Here is a 13,534-nt window from a genome sequence, read left to right as displayed (position 1 = left end):
CATTTTACCGGCCATAGCGCCTAAGGCGCGCGTCATGCCTCCCCGTTTTCAGTTCACCATCCACGCCACCGATGGCCGCGCCCGCACCGGCGAGATTGCGATGCAGCGCGGCACCATCCGCACCCCTGCCTTCATGCCCGTCGGCACGGCCGCCACGGTCAAGGCGATGAAGCCGCAGGACGTGCGCGCGGCGGGGGCCGACATCATCCTGGGCAACACCTATCACCTGATGCTGCGCCCGACGGCGGAACGGGTGGCGCGGCTGGGCGGCCTGCACGCCTTTATGGGCTGGGATCGCCCGATCCTGACCGACAGCGGCGGCTATCAGGTGATGAGCCTGTCCGAACTGACCAAGCGGAGCGAGGAAGGCATTGTCTTCAAATCGCACCTCGACGGCACCCGCCATATGTTGTCGCCGGAACGGTCGATGGAAATCCAGCGGCTGCTGGGATCGAACATCGTCATGGCGTTCGACGAACTGGTCCCGACCACCTCGACGCGCGAGGTACAGGCCGCCGCCATGGAACGATCGATGCGCTGGGCGCGCCGGTCGCGGGCCGGATTCGACGCGGGCGGCGATCATGCCGCCAACAACGCATTGTTCGGCATTCAGCAGGGCGCGCTGGACCAGGGGCTGCGCAAGGCAAGCGCCGATGCGCTGCTCGACATCGGATTTGACGGTTATGCCATCGGTGGCCTGGCGGTCGGCGAAGGGCAGGAAGCGATGTTCGGCGCCCTCGATTACGCACCGGGTCAGCTGGATGCGGCCAAGCCGCGCTACCTGATGGGTGTCGGGAAGCCGGACGACATTGTCGGCGCGGTCGAACGCGGCGTCGACATGTTCGATTGCGTGCTGCCCACGCGGTCCGGCCGCACGGGACAGGCGTTCACCCGGTCCGGCCCGATCAACCTGCGCAACGCCCGCTTTGCCGAGGATCAGGGCCCGCTCGATCCCGACTGCGCCTGTCCGGTATGCACCAAATGGAGCCGCGCCTATCTGCACCACCTGGTCAAATCGGGCGAGATATTGGGCGCGATGCTGATGACCGAACATAATATCGCCTTTTATCAGGCGCTGATGCAGGATCTGCGGAACGCGATCGGCCAGGGTCGGTTGACGGTATTCGCCAACGAATTCCGCAGCCGCTATTCCAGCGGCAAGGCGGCTGATGCGACTGGAGGGAAATCTTGACGGACGACACCACCAAACCCGTGGGCAACGAAATCACCGATGTCGCGCTGAGCGCGAAATCGACGCTGCAGGCGATCGAGGAAGCCAAGGCCAACGACCCGGCCGAAGCGGATGCCCAGAAAAAGCGCTGGCCCGCCAGCACCGTTGGCCTGGCCGCCGGCATCGGCGTCGGTTCGGCCGCGCTGGTCGCTGCCCTGCTCTACGCCAATCGGGGCAAGGGCAAGAAGTAAGCGGACGCTGGCCCGGCCCGTTCAGGCGCTGGCACGTTCCAGCAGGCGGACGGGCACCGGGTCGGGCGTGAACTCGCGCCCGTCCAGCATCGCCAGCATCAATTCGACCAGCTCGTCCCCGGCCCGGTCGTAATCCTGTTCGATCGTGGTCAGCGGCGGGCTGGCGTACAGTCCGGCGCGGATGCCGTCGAACCCGATCACCGGCACCGCGCCCGGCACGCTGATCCCGGCTTCCTGCAACCGCTGCATCGCGCCCAGCGCAACCAGGTCGCTGGCGGCGAACACGCCATCAAAGGTCAGGCCGATGCCCAGCGCCCATTCGATCGCCGCAATGCCATAGGATTCGCGGTCCCCGCCAAAGGGGACGGCAACCGGATCCACCTCGATCGCGGCCAGCCCCGCCGCTGCCATTGCCGCGCGATACCCGATGCACCGGTCGCCAAACTGCCTCAGGCTGTTGTCACTGGGGCCAAGGAACAGGATGCGGCTGCATCCCCGCGCGATCAGCCGCTCGGTCGCCAGCCGCCCGCCCGCGCGGTTATCGGCATGGACGGCGGCAATCCCTTCGACCGATCCGGTCCATGCGGCGATCCGCTTGCCCTGTTCGGCCAGCCTTGCAAAAAAAGCCCAGCCGTCGCGGTTCTGGCCCGAACCGATCACGATCACGCCGTCGGCCAGCCCCGAATCCTCATAGGCGCCGAAAAACGGATCGCCGCCCGCGCCCTGAAAACTGACCAGCAGGCTGTAGCCATGCTCGGCCGCCGCGACCGAGATTGCGCTCAGCAGGGAAAGATAGAACGGGTTCACGTCCCCCGCCCGGCCACCCGGCGGGGCCAGCACGACCAGCGCCAGCGTCTGCGTGCGCCCGGTGCGCAGCCGCGATGCGGGCACGTTCAGCGAATAGCCCATTTCCCGCGCAATCGCCTGAATCCGCTCGCGCGTTTCGGCAGCAACACTCGGATCGTTGCGCAGCGCCCGCGATACGGTCGGCTGCGAAACGCCAGCGCGTTCGGCCAGTTCAACGGAGGTCAGGCGGGGCGGCGGCTTGGTCAAACGGTCCTTCCTTCGCGGATGACCTACGCTGGCAAGCCGCTTTGGCGCAACCCCGCCAGGCCGTCCCGGTCAAGGACGCCGCGCTCGGTAATATATCCGGTCACCAGCCGGGCAGGGGTAATGTCGAACGCATGGTTGGCGGCGGGCGATCCCGTCACCCGCACCGTTTCGATGCGGCCATCGGCGGTCGGCCCGGTCAGCCAGGCCAGTTCGTCGCCCGACCGTTCCTCGATCGGCACCGCAGCGCCATCGGGCGTCGCCGGGTCGAACGTGGTCGACGGCAGCGCCACGTAAAAGGGGACGCCATTGTCGTGCGCGGCCAGCGCCTTCAGATACGTGCCGATCTTGTTGCAGACATCGCCGTTCGCCGTCACCCGGTCAGTGCCGACGATCACGGCATCCACCTGTCCCCGCATCATCAGCAGGCCGCCGGAGTTGTCACTGATCAAATGGTGCGGCACCCCGTGCCCGGCCAGTTCGAATGCGGTCAACAGCGCGCCCTGATTGCGCGGCCGCGTCTCGTCCACCCAGACATGGACCGGCACGCCCTCATCATGCGCCAGGTAAATCGGCGCGGTCGCGGTGCCGTAATCCGCCGTCGCCAGCCATCCGGCATTGCAGTGCGTCAGGACATTGACGGTCTGCCCCGCCTTTCGCGCCGCCAGATCGCGGATCAGCCCCAGGCCGTGTTCGCCGATCGCGCGGTTGATCGCCACTTCCTCGTCACAGATGCGGTCCGCCTCGGCAAAGGCGGCGGCGGCGCGTTGATCCGGCGACAGCGGCCGGACGATGCACCCCACCCGGTCCAGTGCCCAGCGCAGATTGACCGCCGTCGGCCGCGCCGCCCCCAGCAACGCGTCTGCCCGCGTCAGCCCCTCGTCCGAAGGATCGACCGCCAGCGCCATCGCCAGGCCATAAGCGGCGGTTTCGCCGATCAGCGGCGCGCCGCGCGTCCACATCTCGCGGATCGCCGTCGCGGCCGTCTGAGCATCGCGGATTTCGACCCACCGGATTTCCCAGGGCAGCAGCCTCTGGTCCAGAATGCGGCACCCCGCACCGTCATCCGTCCGCATGATCGACCGGGTGGCAACGCCGTTCAGTTTCACGGGCGCACCTCCGCCAGCGTGGCGACATCGCCTGCATCGCCCGTCCGGTCGATCAGCAGCGCCTGCATCCCTGCGGCCCGTGCGGCCTCGACCTCCGGCATCATGTCACTGACGAACAGCACATCGCCGGCCGCCAGCCGCAGCGCGGCGGCAATCGCGGCATAGGACGCCGCCTCCCGCTTTGCACCCACCCGCGTGTCGAAATGCTCGCCCAGATACGGGGTCAGGTCGCCCGCCTCGGAATGGCGGAACAACAGCTTCTGCGCCTCGACCGAGCCGGAGGAATAGATGTGCACCGGCACGCCCGCCGCCCGCCACCGCGCCAGCGCCTCTATCGTGTCGGGATAGACATGGCCCCGGATCGTGCCATCGGCATAGCCATCGGCCCAGATCATTCCCTGTATGGTCTTGAGCGGCGTCGCCTTGCGATCTTCGTCCATCCACCCGATCAGGGTGTCGACCGGATCGCCCGGTTCCATCGCGGCCACGTCGTTCAGGATGGGTGCGGCCGCATCGGGATGCGCCGCTGCCCAATCCCGCAGATGCGCGCGGGAATAGGGAAACAGAACCTCCGCGACAAAGGCGATGGAGGATGTGGTGCCCTCGATATCGAGCAGCAGGGCCTTGGGCTTGGTCATGCAGCGCCCTTATCAAGCCCCTGTCCGTCAGGGGAGGGGCAAGTGCTATGCCGCGACCGGTTCGTGTCGGGGAAATCGGCTGGCGATATCGTCGCCGGTGAATTTCGCCACCCAGCCGTCCGGATTCACGAACAGGCGGATCGCGGTAAAGGTCGGGCTTGGCCCCATGTCGAACCAGTGCGTCATGCCCGCCGGAACGGAAATCAGGTCGCCTGCCGTGCACAGCAGCGCATGAACATGGCCATTGGCGTGCAGCGTGAACAGCCCCTCGCCCTCGACAAAGAAGCGGACCTCGTCCTCGGCATGGGCGTGCTCGTCCAGGAACTTGGTCCGCAGGCTCGCCCGGTCGGGATGATCGGGGACCATGCGGACGATATCGACGGACTGATAGCCGCCCTCTGCCTTCAGCCGGTCGATCTCGGGCGAATACAGCGTCAGGATCGCGTCGTTATCCGCCCCCTGCGGCACATCGCGCAGCGGCCATCGTTCGAACCGCACGCCGATCCCGGCCATCTCCCGCGCGATCACCGCGCCATCGGCGCTGTCCAGCAGCACCGCATCGGGTGCATCCTCGGCATAAACGCGCAACCGGCTCATGGTCTTGCTCCGCTGATCGTCAGTGCGGCGATCTCTGCCGCGATCATGAATTCCGTCGCCTCGGCCACCCGCTCGGCTTCTGCAACATCCCGGCCCCAGCCATAGATGCCATGCGCGCGGATCATGAACACCGGCGCAGTGTCCTCGGCCGTCAGCCGCCCGCCCAGCGCCGCCTCGATCTCGCCCATGTCCTGGCTGTTGTCGACCACGGGGATTACCCGTTCGGTATCGTGCGTCTCGACGCCCGGATATGCCTTCAGCATCTCGTGCCCGGTCAGCACCAATGCGTCGCCCAGGGTACGGCTCAGCGCAACGCCGCCCGGCGAATGCCAGTGCAGGATGGCGCCAGCGTCGGGAAACTGGCGATAGATCAGCGCGTGCAGCACGGTTTCGGCCGATGGCCGACCCGGCTCCAGCGGTTCGCCCTCCGGCGTTGCCAGCATCAGGTCGGCGGGGGTCAGCCGCCCCTTGTGCGTGCCGGACCGCGTTATGGCGATCGTTTCGGCATCCAGCCGCACCGAATGGTTGCCGCTGGTCGCCGCTGCCAGCCCGCGCGCATCCAGCCGTGCGGTCGCCGCGATCAACGCCGCGATCGCTGCCTCTGCGGTATCCGGCTTTTGCGCGGTCATGCTCATCCCCGGGCATTTAGGCGCAAGCCCGTTCAGCCACAAGCATCACCCGACCACCCGCCCTTCCGCCGCGCCCCCTTGCGGGGAAGGGGCGAAGCAGGCAACGCTGTCCTATCCGTCAAATCACCGGGAACCTGCTGCTTGAACCCCGTCTTTGCCTCGCTCGACACCACCATATTCGAGGCGATGTCCGCCCGGGCACGCGAAACCCGCGCCATCAATCTGGGTCAGGGATTTCCGGAAGAGGATGGCTGCCCCGCCGTCATCGCCGCCGCCGCCGCCGCGCTGACCGGCCAGTCGAACCAGTATCCCCCGATGCCCGGCCTGCCCGTGCTGCGCGATGCGGTGGCAGGATGGTACAACGACACGCAGGGCACCGATATTGCGGCACAGGAAGTTATCGTCACCTCCGGCGCAACAGAGGCGCTGGCCGCCGCGATCCTGGCGCTGGTGTCGCCCGGCGATCAGGTCGTGCTCGTCCAGCCGCTTTATGACGCCTATCTGCCGCTGGTTCAGCGGGCGGGCGGCGATGCGCGGCTGATCACGCTTGCCCCGCCCGACTGGCGGCTGACGCGGGAGATGCTGGACGCGGTCGCCGACCGGCCGCGCTTCATCCTGCTCAACGATCCCGTCAATCCGACCGGCGCGATGATGGACGATGCCACCCGCGCGATGATCGCGCGGTGGTGCGTTGAGCACGACGTCATCGCCATCTGCGACGAGGTGTGGGAGGGCGTGACCTTTGACGGCCGCCGCCATCGCCCGCTGATGACAGAGGCGGGTATGCGCGAGCGGACGGTCAAGATCGGATCGGCGGGAAAGCTGTTCGCGCTGACGGGATGGAAGGTCGGCTGGCTGTGCGCCGCGCCCGCCCTGTCGTCGGTGCTGGCCAAGGCGCATCAGTTCATCACCTTTACCACGCCGCCCGCGCTGCAATGGGGCGTGGCCCATGGCCTGACCCATGAACGCGGCTGGATCGAGGGCATGGCAACGGATCTTCAGCGGTCGCGCGACCGGCTTGCATCGGGGCTGGCACAGGCCGGGTTCATCACAACGCCCAGCGCCGGCACCTATTTCCTGTCGGTCGATCTGCCGGCCAGCGGCATTGCGATGGGCGATGTAGAATTCAGCGAATGGGCGATCGACCATGCGGGCGTCGCCAGCATCCCGCTGTCCGCCTTTTTCGCCGCTGATCCCGTAACCACCCATGTCCGGCTGTGCTTCGCCAAATCCGACGCGACACTGGATGCGGCGATCGAACGACTGGCAAAGGCGCGGGCGCTGGCCTGATCGCGCGTCAGTCCGCCAGCGCCGGAGCAAGCCATTCCGGCACCATCGCATCGCCCGGTGCCTCCACCCGGCGATGCTCGACCATCAGGCCAAGGTCAGGATAGACGGCCCGCGTCCGCTCCCCCGCCTCGCCCAGCGGGGCGACCATCAGGCGGCGGTTCACCTTTGACCGGTGGTGCATCCGCGCCGTGTTCTCCTGGCCGACATAACAGCCTTTGGTGAAACTGACCCCGTTCAGCTCGCGGGCATTGCATTCTAGCCACAGCGTCTTGTCCTGGCCCAGTTCGCCCGCACCCTCCGTCACGCCCAACGCCAGCCGGTGTGCCCGCCACGCGGCCGACGCATCCCCGCCGCCCGGTTCGCCCAGCCAGCGATGCCCCAGCGTCGCCAGGCGCGGATCGGCCACGCCCCGCGCGGCATCATCGGGCGACCAGTGCACTGCAATCTGCGTCCGCTCGATCGTGACGGCACGGCGCAGGCGATACAGGGACAGCCGCCGGATCAGCGCGTCGGCCTCGCCCGCCTCGCAATCGATCAGCAGGTCCGCGCCATCATCCCACACGATGAATTCAAACAGCGCCTTGCCCTGCGGCGTCAGCAGCCCGGCCCAGACCGGCCGCCCCGGCCCGACCGACAGGACATCGTTCGTCACCAGCCCTTGGAGGAAGGGGCGCGCATCCGGGCCGCGCATCGCAATGACGGCACGGTCGGCCAGTTCGGTCGGGAAAGTGTCCATCGCGCCGATATAGGCCACCGCATCGGGCGCGCCAGCCCCGCAGCGGGGTGTTTCGCTAGCGCCGCTTTCCGCCTAAAGGCGATGGCATGACCGATACGCTCACGATCCGCCGCCCCGACGACTGGCACGTCCACCTGCGCGATGGCGCCATGCTGCAGGCCGTGGCGCAGTACACCGCCCGCCAGTTCGCCCGCGCGATCGTGATGCCCAATCTCGCCCCGCCGATCACCAGCGCGGATCAGGCCGATGCCTATCGCGACCGCATCCTTGCCGCGGTGCCGCCGGGGATAAGCTTCACGCCGCTGATGACCTGCTATCTGACCGACGGGGCGGATGGCGCTGCGATTGTCGAGGGTTTCCGGCGGGGATCCTTTGCCGCGTGCAAGCTCTATCCGGCCCATGCGACGACCAATTCCTCGCACGGCGTTACCGATATCGCGAACATCCGCGGCGTGCTGGCGGCGATGGAGGCGGCGGAAATGCCGCTGCTCATTCATGGCGAGGTGACCGACCATCATGTCGACATCTTTGACCGGGAGGCGGTGTTTATCGACCGCATCCTGTCCGGCATCGTCCGCGACTTTCCGGGCCTGCGCATCGTGTTCGAACACATCACGACCGAGGATGCGGTGCAGTTCGTGGAAAGCGCCGGCGACAACATCGCCGCAACCATCACGCCGCAGCATCTGCACCTCAATCGCAACGCGATCTTCGATGGCGGCATCCGCCCGCACGCCTATTGCCTGCCCGTGGTAAAGCGCGAAAAGCACCGGCTGGCGCTGCGCCGCGCCGCCACCTCCGGCTCGGCCAGCTTTTTCCTCGGCACAGACAGCGCACCCCACGCGTTGGAGCGCAAGGAAACCGCCTGTGGCTGTGCCGGCATCTTCAACGCGCCCTATGCCATCGAAAGCTATGCGCAGGTGTTCGACGAGGAAGGCGCGCTCGACCGGCTGGGGGCATTCGCCTCGCTGAACGGCCCCGCTTTTTACCGCCTGCCGGTGAACGAGGACACGATCACGCTAACCCGCGGCGGCGAAACGGTGGCCGCATCCATCCCGGCGGCCGGTACCAGCGTGGTGCCGTTCCACGCAGGCGAAACGCTCGGCTGGCGACTGGTCGGGTAAGCGCGGCTACCCTTGTCCGGCAACGCCCGCTCGTCCTCGGCCTGTCGAAGGACGCGCCCCGGCACGGGCAAAGCCCGCGCCGTCAGACGGCGCAGTCGCGCCGCTGGCCGGACCGATGGCGGGCGGTCGGACGTCGCCGACCGGCCATCGGTCAGAACGGCAGCCAGCGCTGCTTTTCGCTGAACCGCATATAGCCGACATTCGCGCCCAGCCGCCATCCGACGCCCAGCCGAATGGGGATCAGCACCGTATCCCCGCGCCGCAGATAACTCGCCGAAAAGCCGCCGACGAAATAGACGCGGCCCTCTGCGGCGGGGAATCGCTTATACAGCTGCTGCTGTTCGGCCAGGTTATAGACGAGCACGAACACCTTGGCCGCATCGCCGCCAATATCGAAGCCCACCGACGGCCCGGTCCAGTAAACCGGCGCCTGTCCCAGTTGCTTGTGGCTCATCGTGCCCGAACCATAGCGCAGGCCGACGACAAACGCGCCGCCCGCCTCCCGCCCGGCGATATAGGCGCTGGGCTCGCCCTGATCCTTCAGGATGTTTTCGATGATCCCGGCCAGGCCCTCGGCACCCTTGCCGAACACGCCCTCGGCCGCGCCGATCAGGTCCTGTTCGCGATAGGTCTTGGTGGTGTCGGCGTCCGCCGTCGTGGTGCCCGCAGGCGCCGTGCCGCTCTGCGCGCCATAGGGCTGGCCATAAGGGCTGCGGGCCGTGGCATAGGGATCATCGGTCGGAACGCCGTCCTGGGTCGTCGGCTGGACCGGCGGCGGATTGGTGGTCGTCACCGGCGGCGGCGATGCGGGGGGCAGCGTGCCGTTCAGGTCCTGATCCATCGCGGTGTTGGGGTCCACCGTCGCGATCTGCGCATGGGACAGAGCCGGCATCGCCAGGCCGATCGCCAGCATGATGCTCAACACAAACCGCTTCATATCAAAACCCCCGGGTCGGCCAGCATTAACCTTATGCCCGCGCCGCCTGTCCCGGCAATGAACAGACGACGACCCGAATCGATTTTGCGCCGGATGACCGGATTGCCCGCGAAACGACCGGCCGGACCGACAATGAAATCCCCCGGTTGATCAACCCCCTGCCCGTCGCTATAGCCCAGCGCTCGGCGCATCCGGAGACGTGGGTGAGTGGCTGAAACCAACGCTTTGCTAAAGCGTCATACGGGAAACCGTATCGAGGGTTCGAATCCCTCCGTCTCCGCCACCTCGACCCAATCACGACATTGACACCGGCCATCCTCCGCCGGCCGGGCGCAGCCGCCCGGTGCCGATCGTTTGCATTAAATTCCTATTGACTCGATGGGAATATGCCATCACTCACGGCATTGGGGCGTAGCGGGGGGTTCTCGCCGCGCGCGCTGCCGCCAATTTTGATGGGGAATGACATGATCAAGAAGTTCGGGTTTGCCGCTGCCGCCGCGCTTTCGCTGACGCTGGCCGCTTGTGGCGGGGGTGAAGCGAACGTGGCCGATGCCGACGCCAATCTGGTGTCGAACGACGTGGTGCTGGACGAATCGCTGGGCAACGAGCTGAGCATCGACAACGGCGCCTCGATCGATGCGCTGGGCAACAGCGGCGGCAACATCACCGAATAAGCCCGTCCCGTTCATGGGGTTTGCGGCATGGCCGAATCCGCGCCGCCGATCCCGGGAAACAGGGCTTTGTACAACGCCAGAATGCTCCCGGCGTTGCCTTTGAAGGCCCGGCCTCGTGCCGGGCCTTTTTGACGTGTCCGCGCCGCGGCCATCGCGTTCGCCGCGCCATGGGCAAGCCGGATTTGGCCGGTGCCAACCAGATGTTGGTCGCATATCCCATCAAATCGGTCGATATTGAACGCTGTGATGGAACAGCGGGATATGCCGATGACGGTGCACAGGCTGATCGAACCGGGCGCATGGGGCGCCGACCGGCTGGGACCGCTGGTCACGGCGCTGCGCGATGCGCGCAACCAGTGGCGCGTGCGTCAGGGTGGCCGCCGCGCGATCAGCCGCTTTCCACAACCGCGTGACGTGCAGCTTGCCGTCGAAACCATTTCCGGCGCGCTGTTTCCCCGCCGTCTGGGCAGCTATTCGGGCGATCCGGCGACCGAGGACGCTTGGGTCGCGGCAGAGCTGGGTCGCGGCCTTGCGCTGCTGACCGATCAGGTCGCGGCCGAACTGGATTACTGGCAGGCCGAAACGCCCCACCCCTTTGACCCGGATCAGGCGGAACAGATCGTCGCCCATTTCGCCGAGCATCTGCCCGATGTGCGCGCGGCGATCGACGCGGATGTGGAGGCGGCGTTCGCGGGCGATCCGGCGGCACGCAGCGTCGATGAAATCCTGATCAGCTATCCCGGCGCGCACGCGATCCTCTATCACCGGCTGGCCCATCCGCTGTACAATCTGGGCGCGGTCATCGTGGCGCGCGTGATTTCGGAACTGGCCAATGCCCGTACCGGCATCGATATCCACCCCGGCGCGACGATTGGCCCCCGGTTCTTCATCGACCATGGCACTGGCGTCGTCATTGGCGAAACGACGGTCATCGGGGCCAATGTCCGGCTGTATCAGCACGTCACGCTGGGCGCGCGCAGCCCCGCGGCCGCAACGGGCCTGACCCCGCGCGAACGCTTTGCCCGGCACCCGGTGATCGGGGACGATGTCGTCATCTATGCCGGGGCCACGCTGCTTGGCCGCATCCACATCGGCGATGGCGCGACGGTCGGCGGCAATGTCTGGCTGCTGGAGGACGTGCCGGCGGGCGCTGTGGTGGTTCAGCCGGGCGCCGTCCGGCTGGACGGGGAAGCCGCGATCCATGTCGCTGCCGCGCTGAAGGGCACGCGCGCATGAGCCTGCCCTGGCACCGGGTGCCCCGGCATGATGTGGAACCACGCCCGGTCATCGGCGTCCTGTGCTGCAACGAACGGTTCGACCGGCCGATCCAGTCGGTCGCCAGCCGCTTTATCGAGCCGCTGCACCGCCTGTCCGACGTGACCGTGCTGCTGGTCCCGGCCATTACCGATGCAGTGGACATCGCGTCGGTCGCGGCGCGGCTCGACGGGCTGTTGCTCACCGGATCACGCAGCCATGTCGCCCCGGCGCGCTATGGCATCAACAGCGATGCCTGTGCCGAGCGGCTGGATATCGAGCGGGACGAAGTGGCCATGCGCCTGGCCGCCCGGATGATCGAAACGGCCCGGCCGGTGTTCGGCATCTGTCGCGGGCTTCAGGAACTGAACGTGCTGTTCGGCGGGTCGCTGCACCTCGATCTGGGCGAGGGCCGCCATCACGGGGTGGAACGCGATGGCGCGTTCGAGGCGTTGTTCGACCATGCGCACAGCGTCGACCTGGCCGATGGCGGCGTGCTTGCCGGGCTGACCGGCCAGCGGCGGCTGACGGTCAATTCCGTGCATCGTCAGGGGATCGACCGGCTGGGCGAAGGATTGGCCATCGAAGCGACAGACCCGGAGGACGGCCTGATCGAGGCGTTCCATGCCCGGCCCTGCGGTGCAGAGGTACTGGCCGTGCAATGGCACCCCGAATGGCAGGCCGACGCCCCGGAAAGCGCCCGGTTGTTTCAGCGGATGGGCGCGTCGCTGCGCCGCGAACTTTAAGGATCCGACGGCATGGCACAAGGTAACCCGGCGGCGGGGTTGAGGGGCAATTTCGGGCTTCAGGTGCTGATCGGTCTGGCCATCGGCCTGGCGCTGGGATTTGTCGCGCGCGGGCTGGGCGATGGGAATGCGCTGGCAGAAGCGATGCGCACCATCGGCACGATCTTTGTTCAGTTGCTGAAGGCGCTGGTGCCGCCCATCGTGGTCACGGCCATCATCGCGTCGGTCGCCGCGCTGCGGACGCTGAACAATGCCGGGCGTCTGGTCGCAGCGACGCTCGGCTGGTTCGCGATCACGGCCTTTGCCGCGGTGCTGATCGGCATTGCACTGGGCATCGTGCTTGAACCTGGCCTGCGGGCGGGCGTGGATATCGCGGCTGCAAAGGCGCCGACGACGACCGGGTCGTGGCTCGATTTCCTGAAGGGGATCGTGCCGGGCAACGCCCTTGGCCTGACTGCATCCACCAGTCTGAAGGATGGGGCCGCCACCACCGCGATCGGCTTCAACGTGCTGCAACTGATCGTGATTGCTGTTGCACTGGGCGCGGCAGCGGTCGCCGTCGGCCCGGCGGGCGAGCCGTTCCTTGCCTTCAACGCCTCGCTTCAGGCGATCGTCCGCCGCCTGCTGTTCTGGGTTATCCGCCTGACGCCCATTGGCACTGCGGCGCTGATCGGCGATGCCGTGGCGCGCTATGGCTGGGACGCGCTGGCCTCGCTCGGCTGGTTCGCGCTTGCCGTCTATCTCGGCCTCGCGGCGGTGGCGTTCATCGTCTATCCGGTCGTGCTGAAAACCAATGGCCTGTCGCCCATCGCCTTTTATCGCGGGGTATGGCCTGCGGCACAGCTGGCCTTTGTCTCCCGCTCGTCAATCGGCACCTTGCCGGTGACACAGGAGGTGACGGAACGCGCGCTGGGCGTCCCGCCGGCCTATGCGGCTTTTGCCGTGCCGCTGGGCGCGACCACCAAGATGGATGGGTGCGCCGCCATCTATCCCGCCATCGCCGCGATCTTTGTCGCGCAATTCTATGGCATCGCGCTGGGGATCGAGCAGTATCTGCTGATCGTCCTCGTCTCCGTCCTGGGATCGGCGGCGACGGCGGGGCTGACGGGGGCGGTGGTGATGCTGACCCTCACCCTGTCCACCCTCGGCCTGCCGCTGGAGGGCGTGGGCCTGCTGCTGGCCATCGATCCCATTCTTGACATGGGCCGCACCGCCGTGAACGTGATCGGTCAGGCGCTGGTGCCACTGGTGGTATCGAAACGCGCCGGACTGCTGGCCGATCCGGGGCAGCCATCGGCAGGAACGATGGTCGCTGCCTGACCGGTCCG

General features: G+C 67.2%; 15 protein-coding genes and 1 tRNA gene. 9 read left to right on the top strand and 7 right to left on the bottom strand.

Annotated elements, in window-relative coordinates:
• Window positions 1–34: 34 nt before the first annotated feature.
• Both tgt and ACNI3Q_RS12585 read left to right on the top strand, forming a co-directional pair.
• On the top strand, window positions 35–1,192 hold the full coding sequence (gene tgt, locus ACNI3Q_RS12590) for a tRNA guanosine(34) transglycosylase Tgt (protein WP_426277179.1): 1,158 nt from the start codon (window positions 35–37) through the stop codon (window positions 1,190–1,192).
• Complete coding sequence (locus ACNI3Q_RS12585) at window positions 1,189–1,422, top strand: hypothetical protein (RefSeq protein ID WP_426277177.1); 234 nt, start codon at window positions 1,189–1,191, stop codon at window positions 1,420–1,422. The genes tgt and ACNI3Q_RS12585 overlap by 4 nt, the downstream gene beginning before the upstream one ends.
• Window positions 1,423–1,443: 21 nt before the next feature.
• On the opposite strand, the gene ACNI3Q_RS12580 is transcribed toward ACNI3Q_RS12585, so the two are convergent.
• From ACNI3Q_RS12580 to mtnB, 5 genes are read right to left on the bottom strand one after another with little or no spacing between them, the layout of a single operon-like run.
• Window positions 1,444–2,475: a LacI family DNA-binding transcriptional regulator gene (locus ACNI3Q_RS12580; protein ID WP_426277175.1), complete on the bottom strand. Its 1,032-nt coding sequence runs from the start codon at window positions 2,473–2,475 to the stop codon at window positions 1,444–1,446.
• A gap of 23 nt (window positions 2,476–2,498) precedes the next feature.
• Window positions 2,499–3,581, bottom strand: a complete 1,083-nt coding sequence (gene mtnA, locus ACNI3Q_RS12575; protein WP_426277173.1) for an S-methyl-5-thioribose-1-phosphate isomerase — start codon at window positions 3,579–3,581, stop codon at window positions 2,499–2,501.
• The gene (mtnC, locus tag ACNI3Q_RS12570) at window positions 3,578–4,219 is read right to left on the bottom strand and encodes an acireductone synthase (RefSeq protein ID WP_426277171.1); all 642 of its coding nucleotides are present in this window, start codon (window positions 4,217–4,219) and stop codon (window positions 3,578–3,580) included. Before mtnC ends, mtnA begins: the two co-directional genes overlap by 4 nt.
• Window positions 4,220–4,264: 45 nt before the next feature.
• The gene (locus ACNI3Q_RS12565) at window positions 4,265–4,816 is read right to left on the bottom strand and encodes a 1,2-dihydroxy-3-keto-5-methylthiopentene dioxygenase (protein WP_426277169.1); all 552 of its coding nucleotides are present in this window, start codon (window positions 4,814–4,816) and stop codon (window positions 4,265–4,267) included.
• A complete protein-coding gene (mtnB, locus tag ACNI3Q_RS12560) occupies window positions 4,813–5,451 on the bottom strand; it encodes a methylthioribulose 1-phosphate dehydratase (RefSeq protein WP_426277167.1) in 639 nt (212 codons plus the stop codon). The genes ACNI3Q_RS12565 and mtnB overlap by 4 nt, the downstream gene beginning before the upstream one ends.
• Window positions 5,452–5,586: 135 nt before the next feature.
• Between mtnB and ACNI3Q_RS12555 the strand changes: the two genes are divergently transcribed.
• Window positions 5,587–6,735: an aminotransferase gene (locus ACNI3Q_RS12555; protein WP_426277165.1), complete on the top strand. Its 1,149-nt coding sequence runs from the start codon at window positions 5,587–5,589 to the stop codon at window positions 6,733–6,735.
• 7 nt (window positions 6,736–6,742) lie between these two features.
• Here ACNI3Q_RS12555 and ygfZ read toward each other — a convergent pair whose 3' ends face one another.
• Window positions 6,743–7,471 (bottom strand): CAF17-like 4Fe-4S cluster assembly/insertion protein YgfZ, encoded by a 729-nt coding sequence (gene ygfZ, locus ACNI3Q_RS12550; protein ID WP_426277163.1) that lies wholly within the window; start codon window positions 7,469–7,471, stop codon window positions 6,743–6,745.
• Between the two features lie 86 nt (window positions 7,472–7,557).
• On the opposite strand from ygfZ, the gene pyrC reads away from it, so the two are divergent.
• Complete coding sequence (gene pyrC, locus ACNI3Q_RS12545) at window positions 7,558–8,595, top strand: dihydroorotase (RefSeq protein ID WP_426277162.1); 1,038 nt, start codon at window positions 7,558–7,560, stop codon at window positions 8,593–8,595.
• A 151-nt stretch (window positions 8,596–8,746) separates the two neighbouring features.
• Here the strand turns inward: pyrC and ACNI3Q_RS12540 are convergent, their stop codons facing one another.
• Entirely contained in the window at window positions 8,747–9,532 is a 786-nt protein-coding gene (locus tag ACNI3Q_RS12540) for a DUF1134 domain-containing protein (RefSeq protein WP_426277161.1), read from the bottom strand.
• 193 nt (window positions 9,533–9,725) lie between these two features.
• Here ACNI3Q_RS12540 and ACNI3Q_RS12535 point away from each other — a divergent pair.
• The 5 genes from ACNI3Q_RS12535 to ACNI3Q_RS12515 all read left to right on the top strand — a co-directional run bounded on the left by ACNI3Q_RS12535 (window position 9,726) and on the right by ACNI3Q_RS12515 (window position 13,526).
• Window positions 9,726–9,815, top strand: a tRNA-Ser gene (locus ACNI3Q_RS12535).
• Between the two features lie 181 nt (window positions 9,816–9,996).
• Entirely contained in the window at window positions 9,997–10,206 is a 210-nt protein-coding gene (locus ACNI3Q_RS12530) for a hypothetical protein (protein ID WP_426277160.1), read from the top strand.
• Between the two features lie 267 nt (window positions 10,207–10,473).
• Entirely contained in the window at window positions 10,474–11,442 is a 969-nt protein-coding gene (epsC, locus tag ACNI3Q_RS12525; protein ID WP_426277589.1) for a serine O-acetyltransferase EpsC, read from the top strand.
• The gene (locus ACNI3Q_RS12520; RefSeq protein ID WP_426277159.1) at window positions 11,439–12,206 is read left to right on the top strand and encodes a gamma-glutamyl-gamma-aminobutyrate hydrolase family protein; all 768 of its coding nucleotides are present in this window, start codon (window positions 11,439–11,441) and stop codon (window positions 12,204–12,206) included. The genes epsC and ACNI3Q_RS12520 overlap by 4 nt, the downstream gene beginning before the upstream one ends.
• A 12-nt stretch (window positions 12,207–12,218) precedes the next feature.
• Window positions 12,219–13,526 (top strand): dicarboxylate/amino acid:cation symporter, encoded by a 1,308-nt coding sequence (locus ACNI3Q_RS12515; protein WP_426277158.1) that lies wholly within the window; start codon window positions 12,219–12,221, stop codon window positions 13,524–13,526.
• Window positions 13,527–13,534: the final 8 nt, after the last annotated feature.

Origin of the sequence: Sphingomonas eleionomae (assembly GCF_049889035.1) — a bacterium.
GTDB lineage: Bacteria > Pseudomonadota > Alphaproteobacteria > Sphingomonadales > Sphingomonadaceae > Sphingomonas.
The sequence above is the reverse complement of the archived record's forward strand: the minus strand, read 5'-3'. Positions and strand labels throughout refer to the sequence as shown.

Bases quoted from the DNA above. Each gene is read 5' to 3' on its own strand.
- ACNI3Q_RS12565 (WP_426277169.1), bottom strand. From the start codon at position 4,816: ATGAGCCGGTTGCGCGTTTATGCCGAGGATGCACCCGATGCGGTGCTG.
- ACNI3Q_RS12520 (WP_426277159.1), top strand. From the start codon at position 11,439: ATGAGCCTGCCCTGGCACCGGGTGCCCCGGCATGATGTGGAACCACGC.
- ACNI3Q_RS12540 (WP_426277161.1), bottom strand. From the start codon at position 9,532: ATGAAGCGGTTTGTGTTGAGCATCATGCTGGCGATCGGCCTGGCGATG.
- tgt (WP_426277179.1), top strand. From the start codon at position 35: ATGCCTCCCCGTTTTCAGTTCACCATCCACGCCACCGATGGCCGCGCC.
- epsC (WP_426277589.1), top strand. From the start codon at position 10,474: ATGACGGTGCACAGGCTGATCGAACCGGGCGCATGGGGCGCCGACCGG.
- mtnC (WP_426277171.1), bottom strand. From the start codon at position 4,219: ATGACCAAGCCCAAGGCCCTGCTGCTCGATATCGAGGGCACCACATCC.
- mtnB (WP_426277167.1), bottom strand. From the start codon at position 5,451: ATGAGCATGACCGCGCAAAAGCCGGATACCGCAGAGGCAGCGATCGCG.
- ygfZ (WP_426277163.1), bottom strand. From the start codon at position 7,471: ATGGACACTTTCCCGACCGAACTGGCCGACCGTGCCGTCATTGCGATG.
- ACNI3Q_RS12530 (WP_426277160.1), top strand. From the start codon at position 9,997: ATGATCAAGAAGTTCGGGTTTGCCGCTGCCGCCGCGCTTTCGCTGACG.
- ACNI3Q_RS12515 (WP_426277158.1), top strand. From the start codon at position 12,219: ATGGCACAAGGTAACCCGGCGGCGGGGTTGAGGGGCAATTTCGGGCTT.
- pyrC (WP_426277162.1), top strand. From the start codon at position 7,558: ATGACCGATACGCTCACGATCCGCCGCCCCGACGACTGGCACGTCCAC.